The organism is Maribacter sp. UH1 (genome assembly GCF_056839145.1).
The window spans coordinates 4,371,715-4,390,232 of record NZ_CM166387.1 but is presented as its reverse complement, the minus strand read 5'-3'; the positions used below and the strand labels follow the sequence as shown (position 1 = coordinate 4,390,232).

General features: G+C 35.2%; 14 protein-coding genes. All 14 read right to left on the bottom strand.

The features are described 5' to 3' along the window. Nucleotides 1-64: 64 nt before the first annotated feature. Nucleotides 65-1,084 carry a hypothetical protein gene (locus UH1x_RS19025; RefSeq protein WP_482623590.1) on the bottom strand — a complete coding sequence of 340 codons (1,020 nt, stop codon included), beginning with the start codon at nt 1,082-1,084 and terminating at the stop codon, nt 65-67. Then, nucleotides 1,084-2,406 (bottom strand): YHYH protein, encoded by a 1,323-nt coding sequence (locus UH1x_RS19020; protein ID WP_482623588.1) that lies wholly within the window; start codon nt 2,404-2,406, stop codon nt 1,084-1,086. Before UH1x_RS19020 ends, UH1x_RS19025 begins: the two co-directional genes overlap by 1 nt. A gap of 46 nt (nt 2,407-2,452) precedes the next feature. Beyond that, nucleotides 2,453-3,487: a sensor histidine kinase gene (locus tag UH1x_RS19015; protein WP_482623586.1), complete on the bottom strand. Its 1,035-nt coding sequence runs from the start codon at nt 3,485-3,487 to the stop codon at nt 2,453-2,455. A 6-nt stretch (nt 3,488-3,493) separates the two neighbouring features. Further along, nucleotides 3,494-4,714 (bottom strand): ABC transporter permease, encoded by a 1,221-nt coding sequence (locus UH1x_RS19010; RefSeq protein ID WP_405414689.1) that lies wholly within the window; start codon nt 4,712-4,714, stop codon nt 3,494-3,496. A 2-nt stretch (nt 4,715-4,716) separates the two neighbouring features. Then, nucleotides 4,717-5,460, bottom strand: a complete 744-nt coding sequence (locus tag UH1x_RS19005) for an ABC transporter ATP-binding protein (protein ID WP_482623584.1) — start codon at nt 5,458-5,460, stop codon at nt 4,717-4,719. Nucleotides 5,461-5,462: 2 nt separating this feature from the next. Then, on the bottom strand, nt 5,463-6,689 hold the full coding sequence (locus tag UH1x_RS19000) for an efflux RND transporter periplasmic adaptor subunit (protein WP_482623582.1): 1,227 nt from the start codon (nt 6,687-6,689) through the stop codon (nt 5,463-5,465). Nucleotides 6,690-6,693: 4 nt separating this feature from the next. Continuing rightward, the gene (locus tag UH1x_RS18995; RefSeq protein ID WP_405396967.1) at nt 6,694-8,025 is read right to left on the bottom strand and encodes a TolC family protein; all 1,332 of its coding nucleotides are present in this window, start codon (nt 8,023-8,025) and stop codon (nt 6,694-6,696) included. 158 nt (nt 8,026-8,183) lie between these two features. Further along, a complete protein-coding gene (locus UH1x_RS18990) occupies nt 8,184-11,186 on the bottom strand; it encodes a WD40/YVTN/BNR-like repeat-containing protein (RefSeq protein ID WP_482623580.1) in 3,003 nt (1,000 codons plus the stop codon). Between the two features lie 159 nt (nt 11,187-11,345). Beyond that, nucleotides 11,346-12,194 (bottom strand): MORN repeat-containing protein, encoded by an 849-nt coding sequence (locus UH1x_RS18985; RefSeq protein WP_482623578.1) that lies wholly within the window; start codon nt 12,192-12,194, stop codon nt 11,346-11,348. A 21-nt stretch (nt 12,195-12,215) separates the two neighbouring features. Beyond that, complete coding sequence (locus tag UH1x_RS18980) at nt 12,216-13,049, bottom strand: DUF2490 domain-containing protein (RefSeq protein ID WP_482623576.1); 834 nt, start codon at nt 13,047-13,049, stop codon at nt 12,216-12,218. A gap of 3 nt (nt 13,050-13,052) precedes the next feature. After that, nucleotides 13,053-14,942 carry a hypothetical protein gene (locus UH1x_RS18975; protein WP_482623575.1) on the bottom strand — a complete coding sequence of 630 codons (1,890 nt, stop codon included), beginning with the start codon at nt 14,940-14,942 and terminating at the stop codon, nt 13,053-13,055. Between the two features lie 190 nt (nt 14,943-15,132). Next, nucleotides 15,133-16,683 (bottom strand): SDR family NAD(P)-dependent oxidoreductase, encoded by a 1,551-nt coding sequence (locus UH1x_RS18970; RefSeq protein WP_482623574.1) that lies wholly within the window; start codon nt 16,681-16,683, stop codon nt 15,133-15,135. Between the two features lie 37 nt (nt 16,684-16,720). After that, nucleotides 16,721-18,022, bottom strand: coding sequence for a DEAD/DEAH box helicase (locus UH1x_RS18965; protein ID WP_482623572.1), 1,302 nt, complete (start codon nt 18,020-18,022; stop codon nt 16,721-16,723). A gap of 31 nt (nt 18,023-18,053) precedes the next feature. Continuing rightward, on the bottom strand, nt 18,054-18,500 hold the full coding sequence (locus tag UH1x_RS18960; protein ID WP_482623570.1) for a KTSC domain-containing protein: 447 nt from the start codon (nt 18,498-18,500) through the stop codon (nt 18,054-18,056). Between the last annotated feature and the right edge of the window lie 18 nt (nt 18,501-18,518).

Sequence of the window (18,518 nt, the reverse complement as noted above, 5' to 3'; positions counted from 1 at the left end):
TTTTTAAGATAAATTAAAGAACAGTGTTTTCTTGTATTCAATCAGTTACTTTACAATGAGATATTTATTCTACAGTATACCTAACAAGCACTTCGTTATCCAAAATTACATTAGTAGACCATATAAACTGGGCATCAGCAGAATTATTATCGAAAATATCTGTAAAGTTGGTATATGACGGTTTGTTGTCTACGCCAATAACATCATTTGCATATTCAGATGCATTAGGCCATTTACTATCATCAAAGCTTGTTGATTGCCAATCTGATGGAGTTTGCCAGTGTAAGGCAAAGTAAGAGGTTCCATCATCTGAATCTTCGGTACTGCAATTATCACTTAATCTCAAAGCACCTTTTTCAGAAACACATGATAAATCTTTTATTGGTGCGATGTAATAAGTCTGTGCTTTCCAATTTGAATTTGTAGTGGCAATAATTTCATTATTAGCATTTTTGAAAACGCCAACCATACCACCATCTCCAGGGTGAAATGCTTTTCCCCTATTGCTTTCTGATCCTAGCCCACTATTCTCTTCCCAGTCGACTAGCTTCATGGCGATAGTAAAAGGAGTATTTACTTTAAACCGAACCATGTTAGAATTAAATTGGGTAAATGGAACATTATCTTTACCAACAGGCATACCGTTTATGTACATTTCAAAATAATTGTCAGCAAATATGTAGGCCGTAATTACTTCGCCATCTGCATCTACTTCAACGATATCTTTACCATCTAATGCTGCTAAAGCATCTTCTGCAGAAGCATATTCAACTTTGGTACACGGGTTGAACAAATCTGAAGCCAAAGGGAAATTATCATCGGTGAAATTAACTGTTGACGGTACAGTCCAGCTACTACCATCTATTGCTGTAGATGTTCCAATAGGTGCTTTTCTACCTCTATCACATTCATATATGTTTTCAGTTTCAACTGTTGCAGGTCCTTGAGAAACTGAAGCTGTACCTTTGTAAATACTAATATCTGATTGTGGTGTTGCCTCTTTTTGTGCAGTTTTATTACTATTCTTACAACCAATTATTGTAAAAGAAATAAGCGCAAGTATTACTATTGAAGTTTGTTTCATTATTTTCTAGGTTTGTACGTTTCTATAGTTGATGTTCCATCAGGATTTAAGAATTCGTAGGTGTAAACATTTTCCTTATTCCATCCATAATTTATAATATAGTCTTTAGAATCTAAGTGATAAGTTAAAGAGTACGCGTTAATACCTGTAGATTCAAAATTTATAATTTCAGCTCCGCGTAAAGGTCTTAATGCAGGTCTAAGTTCTTGCGTTCTAGGTTGTGGATAAACTTGGTTTTCAGGAGCTTTGGTTTTAGGGTCTAGCACTACTTCACCTCTCATACCTGCAATAAAATAGGGATATTCATTAATAGTGTGGTATTCATAAGATCCGTCTGAGTTTAGTATACCTAAGTATTCGTCTAGAGTCTCCGTTGTTTTTCCATAAACAGGAAAACCATCAACGGCATAGGCTACAGGGTTGCCTTCTCCTACTTGATCTTGTAAATGTAACGGTGGTAAATGATAATGGTAATCATCTGCACGACCGCAATGTCCACCCCATTTATCTAATTCTCCAATAACATTAGCATCTTCACCTCTATTGTTTAAAGGATTAAAAATTGGAATACCATTAACAGCAACCGCAATTGCACCTTTTAAGAGATTCGTTTTAGTAGAAAGTGGATGTTCCGCCATTTTTGGATGCGTAGGTATAGCCCAACTATTATCACCCGTATAATCTTGTTTGATAGGCACTTGTTGCTGCCAGTTTGTAATACCAACCATCATGTCATGATCTGGTAATCCATTTGATGAAACATACAGGTAGTTCTCATCTGAATGCGTTGTAACACCGTCAAATTTTTTAAAAAAAGTTTGCATAAGCGAAACATCATTTGCTGGCACTTGCACAGTACTGGTTTTAGTAGTACCGGTATTTTTACATGATACTATTAAAATGACACTTAAACCAAGTACTCCGTGAGTTAAGTATATTACTTTTTTTTGTTTTATCAATTTGAAAACAGAAAAGGACAAAAGGAAAATACCTAAACCAATAAGTGCCCAATGAAAACTTGATAATGATTGTGAATCAACCTCAATAGCTTCGCTGTTATTTAAAGAATGAATGAATTTATTCTTTGTTTTAATAAACTTTTGATCAGCTTCTGTAAAGTCTGTAATTTGAAAAATTTGAATAGTTTGATTGCCGTCCATAAGCCAAACTTCACCATTTTCATATGATATAAAATTAGCTTTGATAATTTTATTATTGGCTGGTAATTCCCATTGTCTTAAAGGGTCTCCATGACCACCTTCGTGTGCAAAAAGGTGAATTTGTACTATGAGTGAAATAATCAGTAATAGGTTAATTTTCATATGATTATAATTACAAATTTGTAATTAATTCTATTCAAATCGCTAGTTAAGTCTCTATCTGCAAATTGACCTTGTAGACACCATCTCTAAGTTCTTTTTTGAAAGAATGTTTATTAGGATATAATAATTGTAGTCGTTTTTCCAAGTTCGGTAAACCAATGCCACTACCACTTTTGTCACTATCTTGTTTTGGAAAATTATGATTTTCAATAGTGAAATCCACCTTATTTCCTTTAATAGCCATGTCAATAGAAATCATACTTTTTGTACTGGCAGAAACACCGTGTTTAAAAGCATTCTCAATTAAAGATATAAATAATAATGGCGAAATTTTAATTTGTGAATCACTAACTGGAAAACTAGATTCTACTTCAGTTTTATCTGTTAATCTTAACTTCATTAACTCGATATACTTTCTCATAAATTCAATTTCTTTTGAAAGTGTCACCAATTCTGTATTCGTTTCATAAAGTAAATACCGCATTAGTTTACCTAAACTATGTATGGTAGATTTAGCTTTATCCGGCGAAATATCAACCAATGAATATATGTTATTTAAAGAGTTGAAAAAGAAATGCGGTTGAAGTTGATATCTTAGATGTTGTAATTCTGTTTGTAACTTAAAATTATCAGCTTCTTTTCGCTCTGCTTCTGTCTTCACCCATTTTTTAGTCGATTTAATAGCTATGGACAGTAATACAGGAGCCGCATAAGACAGCATTTGGACATATATGAACAATTTAAACGGTGGTCCTTCCCTATTTGCATTTGGGGGTCTATTATTAATTAGTTCGCTAAAATAATTGTCTTCAATAAACTCTTTCAATAAAATAAAGAAACCGATTAAGACTAGATTGACGATGATAAAAATCAGTGTTTTATTAGAGAAAAGAAACCTGTCTATGAGTACAAAAAAGTTTAAATAAAATATTACAGCATAGAATAACATTGGTATTAAGAAATGTGCAATCAACCTATTTGTATCCAAATCTTGCCCGTAAGATAGAACGAAGGGCATGCTAAACAACACCAGCCAAATTATAAGATGCTGCGCAATTACTATTTTTTTATTCTTGTACATAATTATTTATTCATAACGTAAAGCTGTAATCGGGTCTAAAGCAGAAGCTTTTCTTGCAGGATACCATCCAAAGAAAATACCTGTAACCGCACAAACAGCAAACGAAATTATTATAGAATACATCGCTACGCTTGTAGGCCAATGTAAGAACTTTTCAATAAAAACAGTAGCGCTAAGCCCTAATAATACCCCAAGCACACCGCCCGTAATACTTATTAAAATTGCTTCTATCAGAAACTGCAACAAAATATCAGATCCTTTACCACCTACCGCCATACGTAGTCCAATTTCTTTAGTACGCTCCTTTACTGATACGTACATGATATTCATAATACCAATACCACCAATAAGCAATGAAATACTGGCAACAGCAACTAAAAGTACAGTTAGCATTTCACTAGTAGAACTAAATGTTGATATTAATTCTTCCATAGACCGTACGGTAAAATCATCTTCTTCATTATCCATGAGCTTGTGTTCTTCACGTAGAATATCGGTGACCTCTATAACAGCATCGGGAGCGTCATCTTCACTAACGGCCGACCCCATTATTTGATTCAAATAATCTATTGCTAAAATTCGTTTTTGAACCGTTGTATAAGGAGCAATGACAACATCATCTTGATCTTGACCAAAGGTATTTTCTCCTTTTTCTTCTAAAACTCCTATTACCTTAAACGGAATATTATCAAAACGTATCATTTGCCCTACTGGTTCTTGCCCGTCGGGAAATACATTATCGACTACCGTTTGCCCAAGAATGACCACCTTAGAGGCAGATTTTACTTCGGCATCGGTGAACATGCTACCGCTTTGAAGACCAACAACTTTAATTTCTAGATAATCAGGGTTTACACCGTATATAGTACTAGGCCAGTTGTTTGCACCACTAATGACTTGTCCGCCACCGTTCACCACTGGTGTAATGTAGCTCAATAGTGTAGATTTTTCTTTTATGACTTCATAATTATCTAGTGTCAACGTTTGCACATCACCACCACTACCTCTTGCCGGTCCTCTATCATCCGTACCAGGTCTTATGGTAATCATATTAGATCCCATGCTAGAAATGGTACTTCTTATGCTTTCTTTAGAGCCTTCACCAATGGCCAGCATTGCAATTACAGATGCTACACCTATAATAATACCAAGCATGGTTAACAATGTTCTCATTTTGTTGAGAACAATAGCCTTGAATGCAATTTTAAGTAGATTTAATATTCTCATAATCAATGATTTTCTTGTGGCAATTTTGCCAATTCCTCCGCTGCAGATTGTACTTTATGGTTCTTATAATCTTGCATAATACTTCCATCTTTTAATACAATTGTTCTACTGCTAAATGTTGCTATATCTGGCTCATGAGTAACGAATGTGATGGTAATTCCCTTTTTGTTCAAATCTTGAAACAGTGACATAATTTCATAAGATGTTCTCGTATCCAAATTTCCTGTTGCCTCATCGGCCAATATCATTACCGGGTTGTTTACTAAAGATCTTGCAATGGCCACACGCTGCTGCTGTCCACCAGAAAGTTGAGAAGGAGTATGATGTAATCTATCTCCTAAACCAACCATTTCAAGAGCTTTAATAGCACGTTCCCTGCGTTCTTCCGTAGATACTTTACTATTATATAAAAGTGGAAGCTCTACATTCTCAATGGCTGAAGTTCTAGCTAAAAGATTATATGATTGAAATATGAATCCGATTTTTTCATTTCTGATCGTCGCCAATTCATTTCTACTTAAATCTTTCATGCTTACACCATCAATTTCATAGGTGCCCGATGTAGGTTGGTCCAAACATCCTAAAATATTAAGCATCGTACTCTTACCAGATCCACTAGAACCCATGATGGTTACAAATTCACCTTCTTCAATAGTAAATGATATACCACGTAAGGCATGAACCGTTTCGGTACCCATGGTAAACTCACGCTTTAAGTTTTCAATTTTTATGATTTCTTTACTCATGGTTATTTCTTTTTACCTCCCGGACGTTGTGGCATAAACGGACTCTCTTCTGTACCTCCTGCTGGGGCACCAGATTGAGTAGCTTCTGATTTTAAACTATACACCAGTTTATCTCCTTCATTAATACCGCTTAATATTTGAACGTTTACTCCGTCACTAGCTCCTAAAGTCACCTTTTTTGGAGAAATAGCACCATTGGATTCGAGAACCCAAACCCTTGTACTATCATCATTTTCATCAGGTTTTGGTCCCCCACCTTTTGGAGGTTCCACAGTCAATTCTTCTTGTTCATTATAAGCCATCATTTCAGGGGGAGTCGGCTTAAAATTTATAGCCTTCGCTTCTACGGATAGCACATCTTTTAATTCTAAAGTATAGATTGAAATGGTAGCTGTAAGACCTGGTTTCAATCTTAAATCAGGATTATCGGCTTTAATAACCACTGTATAGGTCACCACGTTCGATGTAATTGTAGGGTCCAACCTTACCTGCGTTACCTCACCTTCAAATTCTTGACCTTGGTAGGCATCCACAGTAAAACTTACACGTTGTCCCTCTTTTACTACACCTATATCTGCCTCATCAACGTCAGCTTCCACTTGCATTTCTTTTAAATCTTGGGCAATGGTAAATAGTGTTGGTGTACTGTAACTTGCGGCAACGGTTTGTCCTTCATCAATATCTCTAGATAGTACTACACCATCAATTGGAGAATAGATATTGGCGTAACCTAAGTTGGTTCTCGCTTGCTGTAGATCAGATAAACGTTGTGTAACCGTACCTTTTGCAGTCTCATAATTGAAAAAGGCATCGTCATAATCAGATTTGCTAATGACTTGATTGTCATATAAGGACTTTTGTCTGTCGTAAATAGTTTGTAAATAATTACGATTGCTTACCGCATTATCGTATGAAGCTTGTGCCTGCGTCATAGCTGCTCTAAGGTTGGTTTTATCTAATTCAGCAATCAATTGTCCTTCTGTAACTACACTATTATAATCCACATAAATCTTCTCTACAACACCCGAAACTTGCGTACCTACATCAACTTGATTTATAGGTTCAATAGTTCCTGTTGCTGTTACCATTGTAGTTACATCACCTTTTTTGGCAGCTACTGTTTTGGCTTCAATAGCAACAGTATCATCACCCTTAAAAAAGCTATATGCAACAAAAGCCAAGATGACCAAAATGACACCGCCTATTATGATATTTTTTTTATTTTTCATTTTGTTAAAGTTTAATTTCGTTTCCTTGATAGAATTGTAATAATTGATGGTATAAAATATTTAGGTATTTAGATTGTAAATAATTCTGTTGGGCATTTGTATACGTATTTTGACTGACTACAAGGTCTGTAGTACTTAAATCTCCCAACTCATATTTCTTTTGAGCTAGATTATACGACTGTTCTGCGGCATCTTGTGATGCTTCTGCAGCAACTAACTGCTCTTGCGATGATAATGCGTTTTGGTATGCTGTTTCTACTTTTTTAATTACCTCTTTTTCTACTGTTTGTTTTTGTATTTCAGCTTTTTCTATATTAAAAGATGCTATTTGTACCGCGGACTTTGTTTGGTTTCTATTGAAAATCGGTATACTAAGACTTAGACCCAATCTTTGATTAAAATTGACATCTAATTGATCTGTGAAATTGTTGTCGCTAATACTTGTGTAACCAGATCCAACACTACCGGTCAATGACAACGTTGGTAAATAACCGCCTTTTGCTATATCTAGCTCTTTTTCATTAATTTCTATAGTGGTTGCACTAGCTTCCACTTCCGGTAAGTATGAAAGGGCATTGGTATAAATAGCCTCTCTATTTAACTCAAGGTGAATTAAATCTTCATTTTCATCCACGGTTTCAATCTGTAAATCTTCTAATGGAGATAATTCTAATAACTGCTTTAGCGTGATGATGTTTAGTTCATAGTCGTTTTTAGCTGCAATAACATTGTATTTATTAGTTGCGGCTTGACTTTGCGCCTCAGTATAATCGCTCAAAGCAATAGTACCGGCTTCTAATCTAGATTTTGCCCGAATTACCTCTTTTTCAGAGGCATTAAGATTGTTTTCGGCAATAGTAATTCCTTCTTTACTATATAGTGTTTGTAGATATGATTCTAATATGCTGATAACAATATTGTTTTTGGCCTCTTGTGCCAATAAACTATTTTGTTCAATTAAAAGTTTGTTCTGCTTAACCTGATTGGTTAACTGATTACCCTGAAAAAGTGTGACGGAACTATTTATTCCAAGATTGGTACTAAGTATTTGATCAGAAACATAATCACTGGTTATGGGGTCAATAGAAGTACCGCTAGAAAAATTTTGAGAAGCACTACCAAAAAGATTCGGTAGTTTGGCAGATTTGGACTGATTGTAATCTACTTCAGAAATACTAGTATTTAAATCGGCATCTTTTAAAGTGATATTATGCTCAATGGCATAAGAAATACAATCTTCTAGTGACCATATTTTTGAAGTCGTATTGGTTTCTACATCTTGACCAAATGTAAATTGGGTAAGTAGAATGACAGCTATGAATATATAATGTTTCATTTAAGCGTGTTTATAATTAACACTCCAAATGTGAAACTTTATACTTCCTTATTAAAAAGGAATAGAAGTCTACCTTATATTTTTATACAGAAAGTGGAATTTTATCGATGAGAATTTTTGGGCAATTACTATTTAAACTGCAATTGCCCATTTTTAGTTTAGTTCAATTCCACTTGATTTTTTATGGTATTAAACTGTAATTGAAGCTCTTTTAAACGCTCTACTTCTTCATTGCCAGGTATTTTATCTGCACCGCCAACGATGTAAGATAAATAGGCAATTTGAGGCACTAGCATTTGCTGCGGATAAGCTCCTTCATCATTCTTGATTTCTTTTAATATTTTCTCTAAAGAAGCTTTTTTGTCTCCTGTTGTTTTCTTGATTTCTTTCTCTAATTGCGATTGAAATTTTCTAGCCTCGGTTAGTAGTGCTAACACTTTGTTTTCAAATACTAAATGATCTTTTATAATTGTTTCATCAATGCCTTCTTCGGCTAATCTTGGGTCAACCAAAATCTCAAAAGGTTGCTCAAATGTTTCTTTACCTACTGTCAGTTTTGCCGTGTAAGTTCCTGGCAGTACCATTGGTCCATTTTTGTAGCTTCTAGATTCTTTGTCGCTCCATGCTCCTTTTTGGCGCATATCCCATTGAAATCTATTAATACCTTTTTTAGTTTCCAATTTATTATCAAAGTAACTAAAAGCCATACTAAGCGCCATATTCTCTACTTCTTCTTTACTGGATTTCACTTTTGTAGAGTCACTTATGATAGTTGCTATAGATTGATTGTTAGCATCTAAAATTTCTAATTGTACTTCGGTTTTAAGTTCTTTTGGTAGGTAGTAATCAATTAGAACTCCCGTTGAAGGATAATTAGGAAATCCTTTTGCTCTTCTAGGCGTACGATATCTAAAGGTATTATCTGGTTTAAACAATACAGGGGTATCGTCTAAATTAGCAATAGCAGAATCTCTTAAAGAGGTAATGTTATCCAATACCCAAAAACCACGTCCCATGGTACTTAAAACTAAATCGCCTCTTTGTATAATGATATCGGTAATTGGTGTTACCGGTAAATTTTGCTGAAAAGATTTCCAATCTTTTCCATCGTTCAAAGAAACGAACATGCCGTATTCAGTACCTGCATATAAAATTCCCTTTGTTTCAGGGTCTTCACGCAATACTTTAGCAGTATAGTCAGACGGAATACCGTTTGTAGCAGTACTCAATAATTCCCAAGTTTTACCATAATCTACCGTTTTATAGAAATACGGAGTAGTATCACCTAATAAATGTCTATCTACAGATATATATGCTATCGCAGGATTAAATTGAGAAGGTTCAATAGACTCCACTCTACCACCTTTAGGCATTTTCTTAGGCGTTACGGTCGTCCAAGTTTGTCCGCCATCTTGAGTCAAAGAAACCACACCATCATTAGATCCTGTCCAGATTAAATCTTTTTTAATTTTTGATTCTCTTATGGAATATATAGTACTGTAGTATTCCTCACCGGTAATGTCTCTGGTAATCGGACTGCCGGAAATCACTTGCTTATCAGCTTCAAAAGCAGTTAAATCCGGAGAAATCGTTTCCCAAATAACACCGTCGTTCCTTGTTTTATGTACAAACTGAGAACCCATATACACAACATCTGGATCATGTGGTGAAACATGAACAGGAGCTACACGCTGAAAACGATATTTTAAATCTTTAGGATTATGTCCATAAATATTAGAAGCACCAATAGAATATTCCCTACCTACACCTGTAATTTTATTGTAAACACTAAATCGTCCTTTACAGTTGTTATAAACGATATTATGATTGCCTGGTTTTGGTATTGAAGGACCGGTTTCACAACCACCTACTTCAATCATAACCTGCGTACCCTGAGCGGAAGTTCCACTAGGTGCTGAACTTGGTATGGCAATGGTGGTATTATCTTGTTGTGCACCATAGATCCAATAAGGATATTGGTCATCCACAGCAACTTGATATATTTCTGCCGTTGGCTGATTGAATTGCGATGACCATGTTTTACCACCATTATGAGAAACATTGGCACCACCATCATTACATTGTATTAGTAAATCTGGATTATTAGGGTTTAACCATATATCATGATTATCGCCGTGTGGAACCGACATCATCGTCCAATCTTTTCCGCCATTGGTAGATTTTAATAATGGGTTGGCATTGGAATACACTATGTCAGGATTGGTAGGGTCTAATTCTATATTAATATAATAGAAAGGTCTATTGACCAACCCTTTATGATTAGATGTCTGTACAAAGGTTTTACCTTGATCTACAGATTTGTATACACCGCCTTCATCACCAGGAGCTTCAATTACAGCATAAAGAATACTTGAATCTACTGCTGAAACTGCTAAATCTATTTTACCGATTAGTCCTTGTGGTAATCCTGTTTCTAGTTTAATCCAATCTTTACCGCCATTTACAGATTTATAGATTCCTCCTTCTTTGTTTTCTCCTCCAGATATAATAGTCCAAGGTGTACGTTGTGCTTTCCAAGCAGCAGCATAAACAATATTAGGGTTTCCGGGTAATAGCTCTATATCTGCAAATCCGGTTGTGTTAGATATGTGTAGCATCTTTTCCCAAGTAACACCACCATCTATAGTTTTATAAATACCACGTTCTTCATTCGCTTTAAATGCATCGCCAATTGCTGCAACCCAAACGATATTGTTATTGGTAGGGTCAATTTCAACCGCACCGATTTGTCCAGCTTTTGCTAATCCAATATGATCCCAGGTTTCTCCGGCATCTATAGATTTATAAACTCCTTTACCACTAATGATGTTACTACGAAGTCCATCAGAACCAGTACCAACATAAACGATATTAGGATCATTGACGGCAACTTCAATAGCTCCAATAGAGGGCGTATCAAAAAAACCATCAGAAACATTGTTCCAAGATGTACCGTAATCATCGGTTTTCCATACTCCAGCACCTGAAGCTCCTAGATAAAAAGTGCCCGGTAAAACAGGTGTACCGGTAACCGTGGTAACACGACCACCTCTTGATGGACCAATTGTACGATACTCCAATGCTGAAAAATCTTGAGAAAAAAGGGATGAAGAAATGCATACAAATGATGCAATGGCTAGGTAACGAAAGAACGATTTCATTTAGGTTTGAATAATAGTTTGGTTAAGACCTAAAGTTACTTAAACCATTACGCAAAACATACGTTCAAGATGATTTTTGCGATTTTCTTATTTTGACAATTCTTTATTGAGATTAGAACTGATCTATTTGATAAAATTTATGCAAAATAAATTCCGGTACTATTTTTTGTTCAATTTGTCAGCTTCCTTAAGCTTATCATTCTCCCAAATGCCACTAATAACAGAGCCTTCTTTCTTGTGAAAAATACCTTTGCCATTTCGCTTGTCGTTTTTCCACTGTCCTTTATACTTTTCACCGTTAGGCCAAAAATATGTTCCCTCACCATTTCGCATGTCATCTTTATAGCTGCCAATATAATATTCACCATCAGGCCAATAAAAAGTACCGTTGCCTTCACGTAAATTATCTTTCCATTCACCTTCATACCTGCTACCGGTTTCAAGAACAGCAATACCTAAACCATTGGCCTTATTGTTTTTTACTTGCCCTACATAATGTAGACCAGTTCCTTTTTTACTAGTAAAACTCAGATATTCACCAAAAGATTTATTGTTCAGTTGCTTACGCATGTTATTTAACTGAACTCGCGCTTTTTCTAGGGCAAAATTAAGAGAATCAATACTTCTTATTTCACTTTGAGATACCGGAGCTATAGCAATTGAATCTACAGAGATTTTTTCAGTTCCCTTTTCAGAAGTATTTACCGTATTATTTTGCATTAATTTTTGAGCCAGGGCAATCCGTAATGGAATAACGCTGTTCAGCTCTTCATGATTTTGAAGTGTGGTATTATAAGATTCAATTGCTTTATTATAATCACCTTCCATTAATACAGAATCAATTGCCACTAATTCTTTATTACCGGTTACAAGTACATCCAATTCCTCTTTTGCCTTGCTACTCTCCCCTATCTCATTTTCTAGAGTACTGGATTTAACTCCGAAATAAAGAGCTAGTGCAGAAATGATAGCAAGCAAACTGTATAATGTAATATCCTTTTTTTTCATACTTTTCTTATTACTGACCCTCTAGTCCGTTAAGTGAATTTCAGGAAGTTTGTTCTTTACCTTTCTAAAATCAGGAGAATAGTAAACATGAAATCTCATTGCCCAGCTTTGCTTATAATATCCTCCGTTAGCTAAATCTTGCCCTTGGGAATACATTGCTCCTGCTGCAACTGTTAATCTTGGTGTTAGAATATAACCTAGTGTAGTGGTTAAACGCAGATCTTCCATAGGGCTTGCAACAACCGCTTTTCCACTTTGCATGATCAATTCTGCCTCTGGTGCAACGTAAAAAGTTTTAGGTTTTAATTTATGATTGTTCAGAGGAATTTTCATTCTAAACATATACCTCCAACGATTTCTAAAGATGTATTCACTATTTTCGGCAAAACCTTGCGTCCATCTATGTTCTATACGAATACGATGATAAATCATCATACTGGCAAGTGATTGTGCAAACTGATATTGATGCCAAATACGCCATTCTGGTACTAAGTTACGATCTGTAGAAGCTTCATCGGTATTGAAGTTAAGTCTTAAAACTCCACCTAATCGAACATTAAAATATTTAGAGTGAATGTACCCAATGGCATGTCTATTATATACCTGGGCTACCTGACCAAAAAATGGTGTAGCTTCTGTTTCCTCTAATCTAAGGTGAGTTTGCGCATCCCAAAATAAGCGTTTGCCAATTCTAATATTACCATAAGTATTGATCCAGGTCTTTGTACCTAAATCTTTATATTTTGAATACTCAGGCAATTCTACAGCCTCTTTCTCTTGTGAAAATCCTTGAAATATTAGAAAAAACAAGAATATGAATCTAAGCTTTAAGCTATATGTACGAAACGTTTTCATAGGCTATTGCTTTGCAGTGTTTTGTACATTCAACATTTCTAATATAGTAATAGGGTCTTTTTGCCTCTTTAACTTGCGTTCAAGTTTTTTGGTGTCCTGGTCTTTTAATTCTAGAATCTTGGTATATGTAGCATTGATAGTGCTGTTTAATTCTTTAGTAGTATCGCAAGACAAGTGTTGGTCTATCTCATTTAAGAAATAAGGTTCTAACGTTTTTGAATAAGCTGATGTTATTCGTTTTTTAATATCCTCATCCATCAAAGTTGCCATAAACGGATTCCAAATTTTATCAGTATAGCTTTCTTTAATTGTAGTTTGATATATTGGCATTTGTGAAACCGTCTTAGATAACTCGTTTAAATTATTTAGACATTCAACAGTTGTTCTAGCAGAAGCTAATCTGTTTTCTGCAGATTTCACTTTAGAATAGTCGTTTATAGTTTTACTGGTAAAAGACTTCAGTTGCTTTAAGGCTGTCGCGTATTTTAAAGGAATATTTGAACTGGTAGAATCAATAAAAATCATCATTGAATCATTTCTAATAATGATTTCTTCTTCCAAGCTAGCCAATTCGTTTTGTCGTTTTTCTTGAGTAAGTGTTTCTTTTACTTCATTTGCAATAGACAATATACCGTCATAGCCCATTTTAGCAACAGCTTCAATTTTTTCTATGTTGGGAGTGTCAGCTGATATTGAAACGCTTGAAGGAATTATATAAGATTTAGAAGATATAACACTATCTATTTGTATCTCAATATCCATTTGAGGTTTTGGAAGTCCGTTAGCAAACACATGATTGATTAATTGCTCTTGAGAAGTGTATTCCAATATGCCCAGTGAATCATAATTTACAATTTCTTGAATAGGATTTAAGAAATTCTCCTTCAATTGAACTACCGTATTATATTGATAAGCAGTATTGTTATCGGATAATCTTAAGATGTTCAATTGTGAATTATGCAAGATAGACTCACCTAACTCATGTGCTTTTTTATAATAAGATACAATGCTATCAATTTTAGTGACCTCTAAGGAATCAAGCGGGTAATAAGGGACCTTTACTTTTAACTCTGGTAGAAATTTTGATTTACCCAATTGAGATAATATTTCATCAACTTCTTGATAACGTGCTGCATTTTGCTTTAAAAGTTCTGGTAGACTATTATGATGAAGAATATCAACATCTACTTGCGAAAGTTGAATTTCTAAAGCATTAATATAACCCGCATTTAGATTGATGATTTTAGTTTTACCGTTATACCCTTGGTAAGCCTTTATAGTTTTATGATCGTTTTCATCATCTACTCTAATAGACTGTAATAGTCCATCTTTAAAAAACCAGCTTTCAGATTGGTCCATACCATTAGAAGGAAACAAGGACCACTCGTCATGCGCCAAACCATCACGTAGAAATCTACCTACAAGTGTATAGTTTTCGTTATTGATGCTAAAGTTTTGCTGTGGTACACCGTTATCGAAAGAGATAACACTTTTAAATAAGGTCTTAGATATTTCGGAATTTTCTATTTCTTCTTCTACAATAGTCCATTTACCATTGGGCTTACCCATTTTAATTTTACCGATAGCAGATTTCTGAATTCCACTCACTAGAACACGGTATTGATAATCTATAACCTCAGACTGACTTTTTGAATTGAATTCTCCGAATTGAAATTTCCAAGGACCATTTGCCGTACCGTCTACGAAAGCACCCTTAAATTGAAAGGAGTAATCTTGTTTCTCTAAGAGTTCTTGAAGATTGGAACGTAGTACTGTAAAATCGCCATCAAGAACGGTGTCGTTCTCAACAATTTTATAAGAATACGTTGCTTTACCATTATACTTCCCTATTTGTAAAGGTCCGTTATAGGTTTGTATTTCTTGTGCATTCATGGGAATTGATATTCCGATGATAATGAACACAAGAAATTGTAGTAATACTTTGATAGTTAGCCTAATCATGTCGCAAAAAAACGAAAATAGATTCAGACTAGTAAATTAGAACAGTAAGAATATTAACTTTTTATTAAATGTTTTTAAACAATTGAGAATGAAGTAATAAAAACTGTAAATCATTATATTATTACCAATCAATTGGGAAGTAATCCTTTAAAAATTTACCACACCAATGTTTACCCGTATTGATACCGTCAAAAAGTGGATCCATTACTCTAGCAGCACCGTCAACAATATCTAAGGGTGGTTGAAAATCGTGTACTTCTTGCTTCTTCTTAGCCAATTCTGCAGGGTCTTCGTCAGTTACCCAACCCGTATCCACTGCATTCATGAAGATTCCGTCTTTTGCTAATTCCCCAGCAGCAGTATGTGTTAACATGTTCAAGGCGGCCTTCGCCATATTGGTATGTGGGTGACGAGATTCTTTAAAGAAACGGTGGAATTTACCTTCCATCGCAGTTACGTTAATAATATGTTTCTGTCCCGTGTTCTTTTTCTTCATCAGCTCTGCCAAGCGATTGCAAAGTACAAAAGGCGCTACGGAATTAACCAGCTGAACTTCAATCATTTCAGTAGTTTCAATCTCGCCTAACTTTAAACGCCAGCTGTTTGTTTTACGCAAATCTACTTGTTGTAGATCGGCATCTAATTCACCCGTTGGAAAAACCTCTTGGGCTACCAATGCATTGTCAAAACTATACGGAATCTGAGACAGCTTTGCAGAAGCTCGTATACCAATACCAGGTTCTGGTCCGTGCCAAGTAACCGGCATGTTTTGATTTGGTGATGCTTGTTTACTAAATCCTTTTAATTCTTGTAAGCAACTTTCATGATCACTTAATACCATTTGTGCAAACTTAGGTAGTGAAGAGATTTCTTTCTCTTCATTTTCCATAAGATGGTGGTAAAACCCAGCGGGTCTACGTACAGTCTGTGCTGCATTATTAATTAAAATATCTAGCTTATCATATTGCTGCTCAATGAAATTGCAGAATATTTCAACACTAGGTATATGACGTAAATCCAAACCATGAATTTTCAGTCTATGCCCCCATTCCATAAAATCTTCTTCCTTGGAAAAGCGAAGTGCGGAATCTACGGGAAAACGTGTTGTTGCAATAACGGTTGCGCCACCACGCAGTAACATTAATGTAATATGATAACCAATTTTTAAACGAGATCCGGTAATAACCGCAACTTGACCTTTTACATTGGCATTTTGGAATCTTTTCGCATAATTGAAATCGCCACAATCGCTACACATGGTATCATAAAAGTGATGAAGTTTTGTGAATTCTGTTTTACAAACGTAACAGTTACGTGGAGTGGTCAATTCTGGTAAATCTTTACTTGCCAATTCAGCAGCGGGTAATAATTTAGGAGCGACAAATACATGAGCTTCACGGGCACTACGAATACCAGTTTCTTTACGTGCATGCTTGTCACGAACGGCTTGCTTTCTTTTAGCGTTTCTTTTGGCATCTTTTACCCTTTTCGCAAACTCTTGTTTACTAGGGCGAGACAATTGGCCAGCTACTTTAATTAAGGCAATGCGTCTCTCTTCTGGAATTTCAAATATCTGATTGGTATCGTTTACCAATCTATTTAAAATTTCAATACAACTTTCAATCTCTGTTAAATCGATTTCAGTTTCGTTTTCGTGTTGTTTATCCTTCATCATACTACCTTAAAAAGGGCAAAAATACTAACAATGATTAAAGTACGGTAATGCGCACTTTTTTCTTTTTTAAACGGGAATTGTTCAATTGATTTGCAAGTTGGTCAGATTTATTCTTTGGCACCGCCACAAAAGCACAATCTTGCTTTAATTCAATATCGCCTAATTCTTCTCTATTCAATCCTCCTTGTTTAAAGAAAAGTCCCGCAATATCACCTTTTGATATTTTATCTTTTCTTCCGCCAGAAATAAATAAGGTCTCCCAAAGAGGATCTCCTAACCTATTGGTTTTACTTATGTTTATTCCGCTAGATTTCTTAATGAATTCGGGTAACGATTCTTTGTCCCATTGCAAAACATATGCAGTTCCCTTTTCATTTACACGTGCCGTTCTACCGTTACGGTGCGTAAACTCTTCTATTCTATGCGGTAATTCGTAATGAATAATGAATTTTAATTCAGGTATATCAATACCCCTTGCGGCTAAATCTGTCGCAATCAAAATACGACTACTGCCGTTTCTGAATTTGATTAAAGCACGCTCACGGTCTTTCTGTTCCATACCACCAGAAAAGCACTCATGTTGAATGTGTTGTTGGCTTAAATAATCACTAACACTTTCAATACTATCCTTGTAATTACAAAAAATAATGCCTGGTTCTTCGCCTATATATTTTAGGAGCTGAACAAGCGTTTTTAATTTGTCTTTATCTTCTGAAATAACAGTGCTGATCGTAAGTTGTGATGGTCTATCATTTTTAAGAAAATTGACTCGCTTCGGATTTTCCATGCCTACAAATTTCGGTATCTTAACACCTTCAGTTGCAGAAGTAAGAATACGTTTTTTAAGGTTTGGAAGCTCTGCAAGAATCTCACTCATCTCCTCTTCAAAGCCTACTTCTAAAGATTTATCGAATTCGTCAAGAACCAAAGTTTTAATATGATCTTTAGTAAAACGGTCTGCAAAGAAATGGTCTAGAATTCTACCAGGAGTACCTATTAATATTGCAGGAGTATGTTTTAGTTCAATTTTATCTTTAGACATGGGTCTGCCACCATAAATGGCATTCACTTTAAAACCAGTACCCATATTTCGAATGACCTGTTCTATTTGAATGGCCAATTCTCTGGAAGGAACCAAAATCAATGCCTGAACTTCAGGGTCGTCATGGTCTAAAATATCTAAAACCGGTAAAAGAAAAGCCAATGTTTTTCCTGTACCGGTTGGAGAAAGTAAAATGGTATTATTCGATGATGAGATAGCATCTAACGCACGCTCTTGCATCGGATTTAACGCATCAATATTCAATTTTGATAAAATCTCTTTTTGATTTTTCATGCGTCTTTGATAACCATTAATTTATATACGATTATGCCTCTTGAAGGTCACGTTTCGATTTTCTGTATAGATAATTTGGGAAAATTGTTCTTTTCGCGAATCTGTTCAATTTGTTAGCATTGATCATTTTCTGAAAAATAGGTTTTGTTACGCCAAAATACTCATACGTAGCACCATCAACGAAAGTAACTTCTAATACCAAACCATTATGCTGGAAATCGGCAACGCCAGAGTTAATAGACTCATTGTATACTTCTTTATTAGCTTCTTTGGTTTCAGGAGCAATACTTACTAAAAAGTGGTATCCGTCAATAATACGACGGCTTTGAACCTCTGCTTCTTCTCTTTTCTCGTCACCCTCTTGAAATTTGTCTGGATGCCATTCTTTTACCAATTTTCTATAGGTAGACTTAAGAGCTTTAAGTTCAATTTCTTTTTCAACCCCGAAGAGTTTCTTATATTCATTAATACGCTTCATAATGCAGCTTTTTTGCGG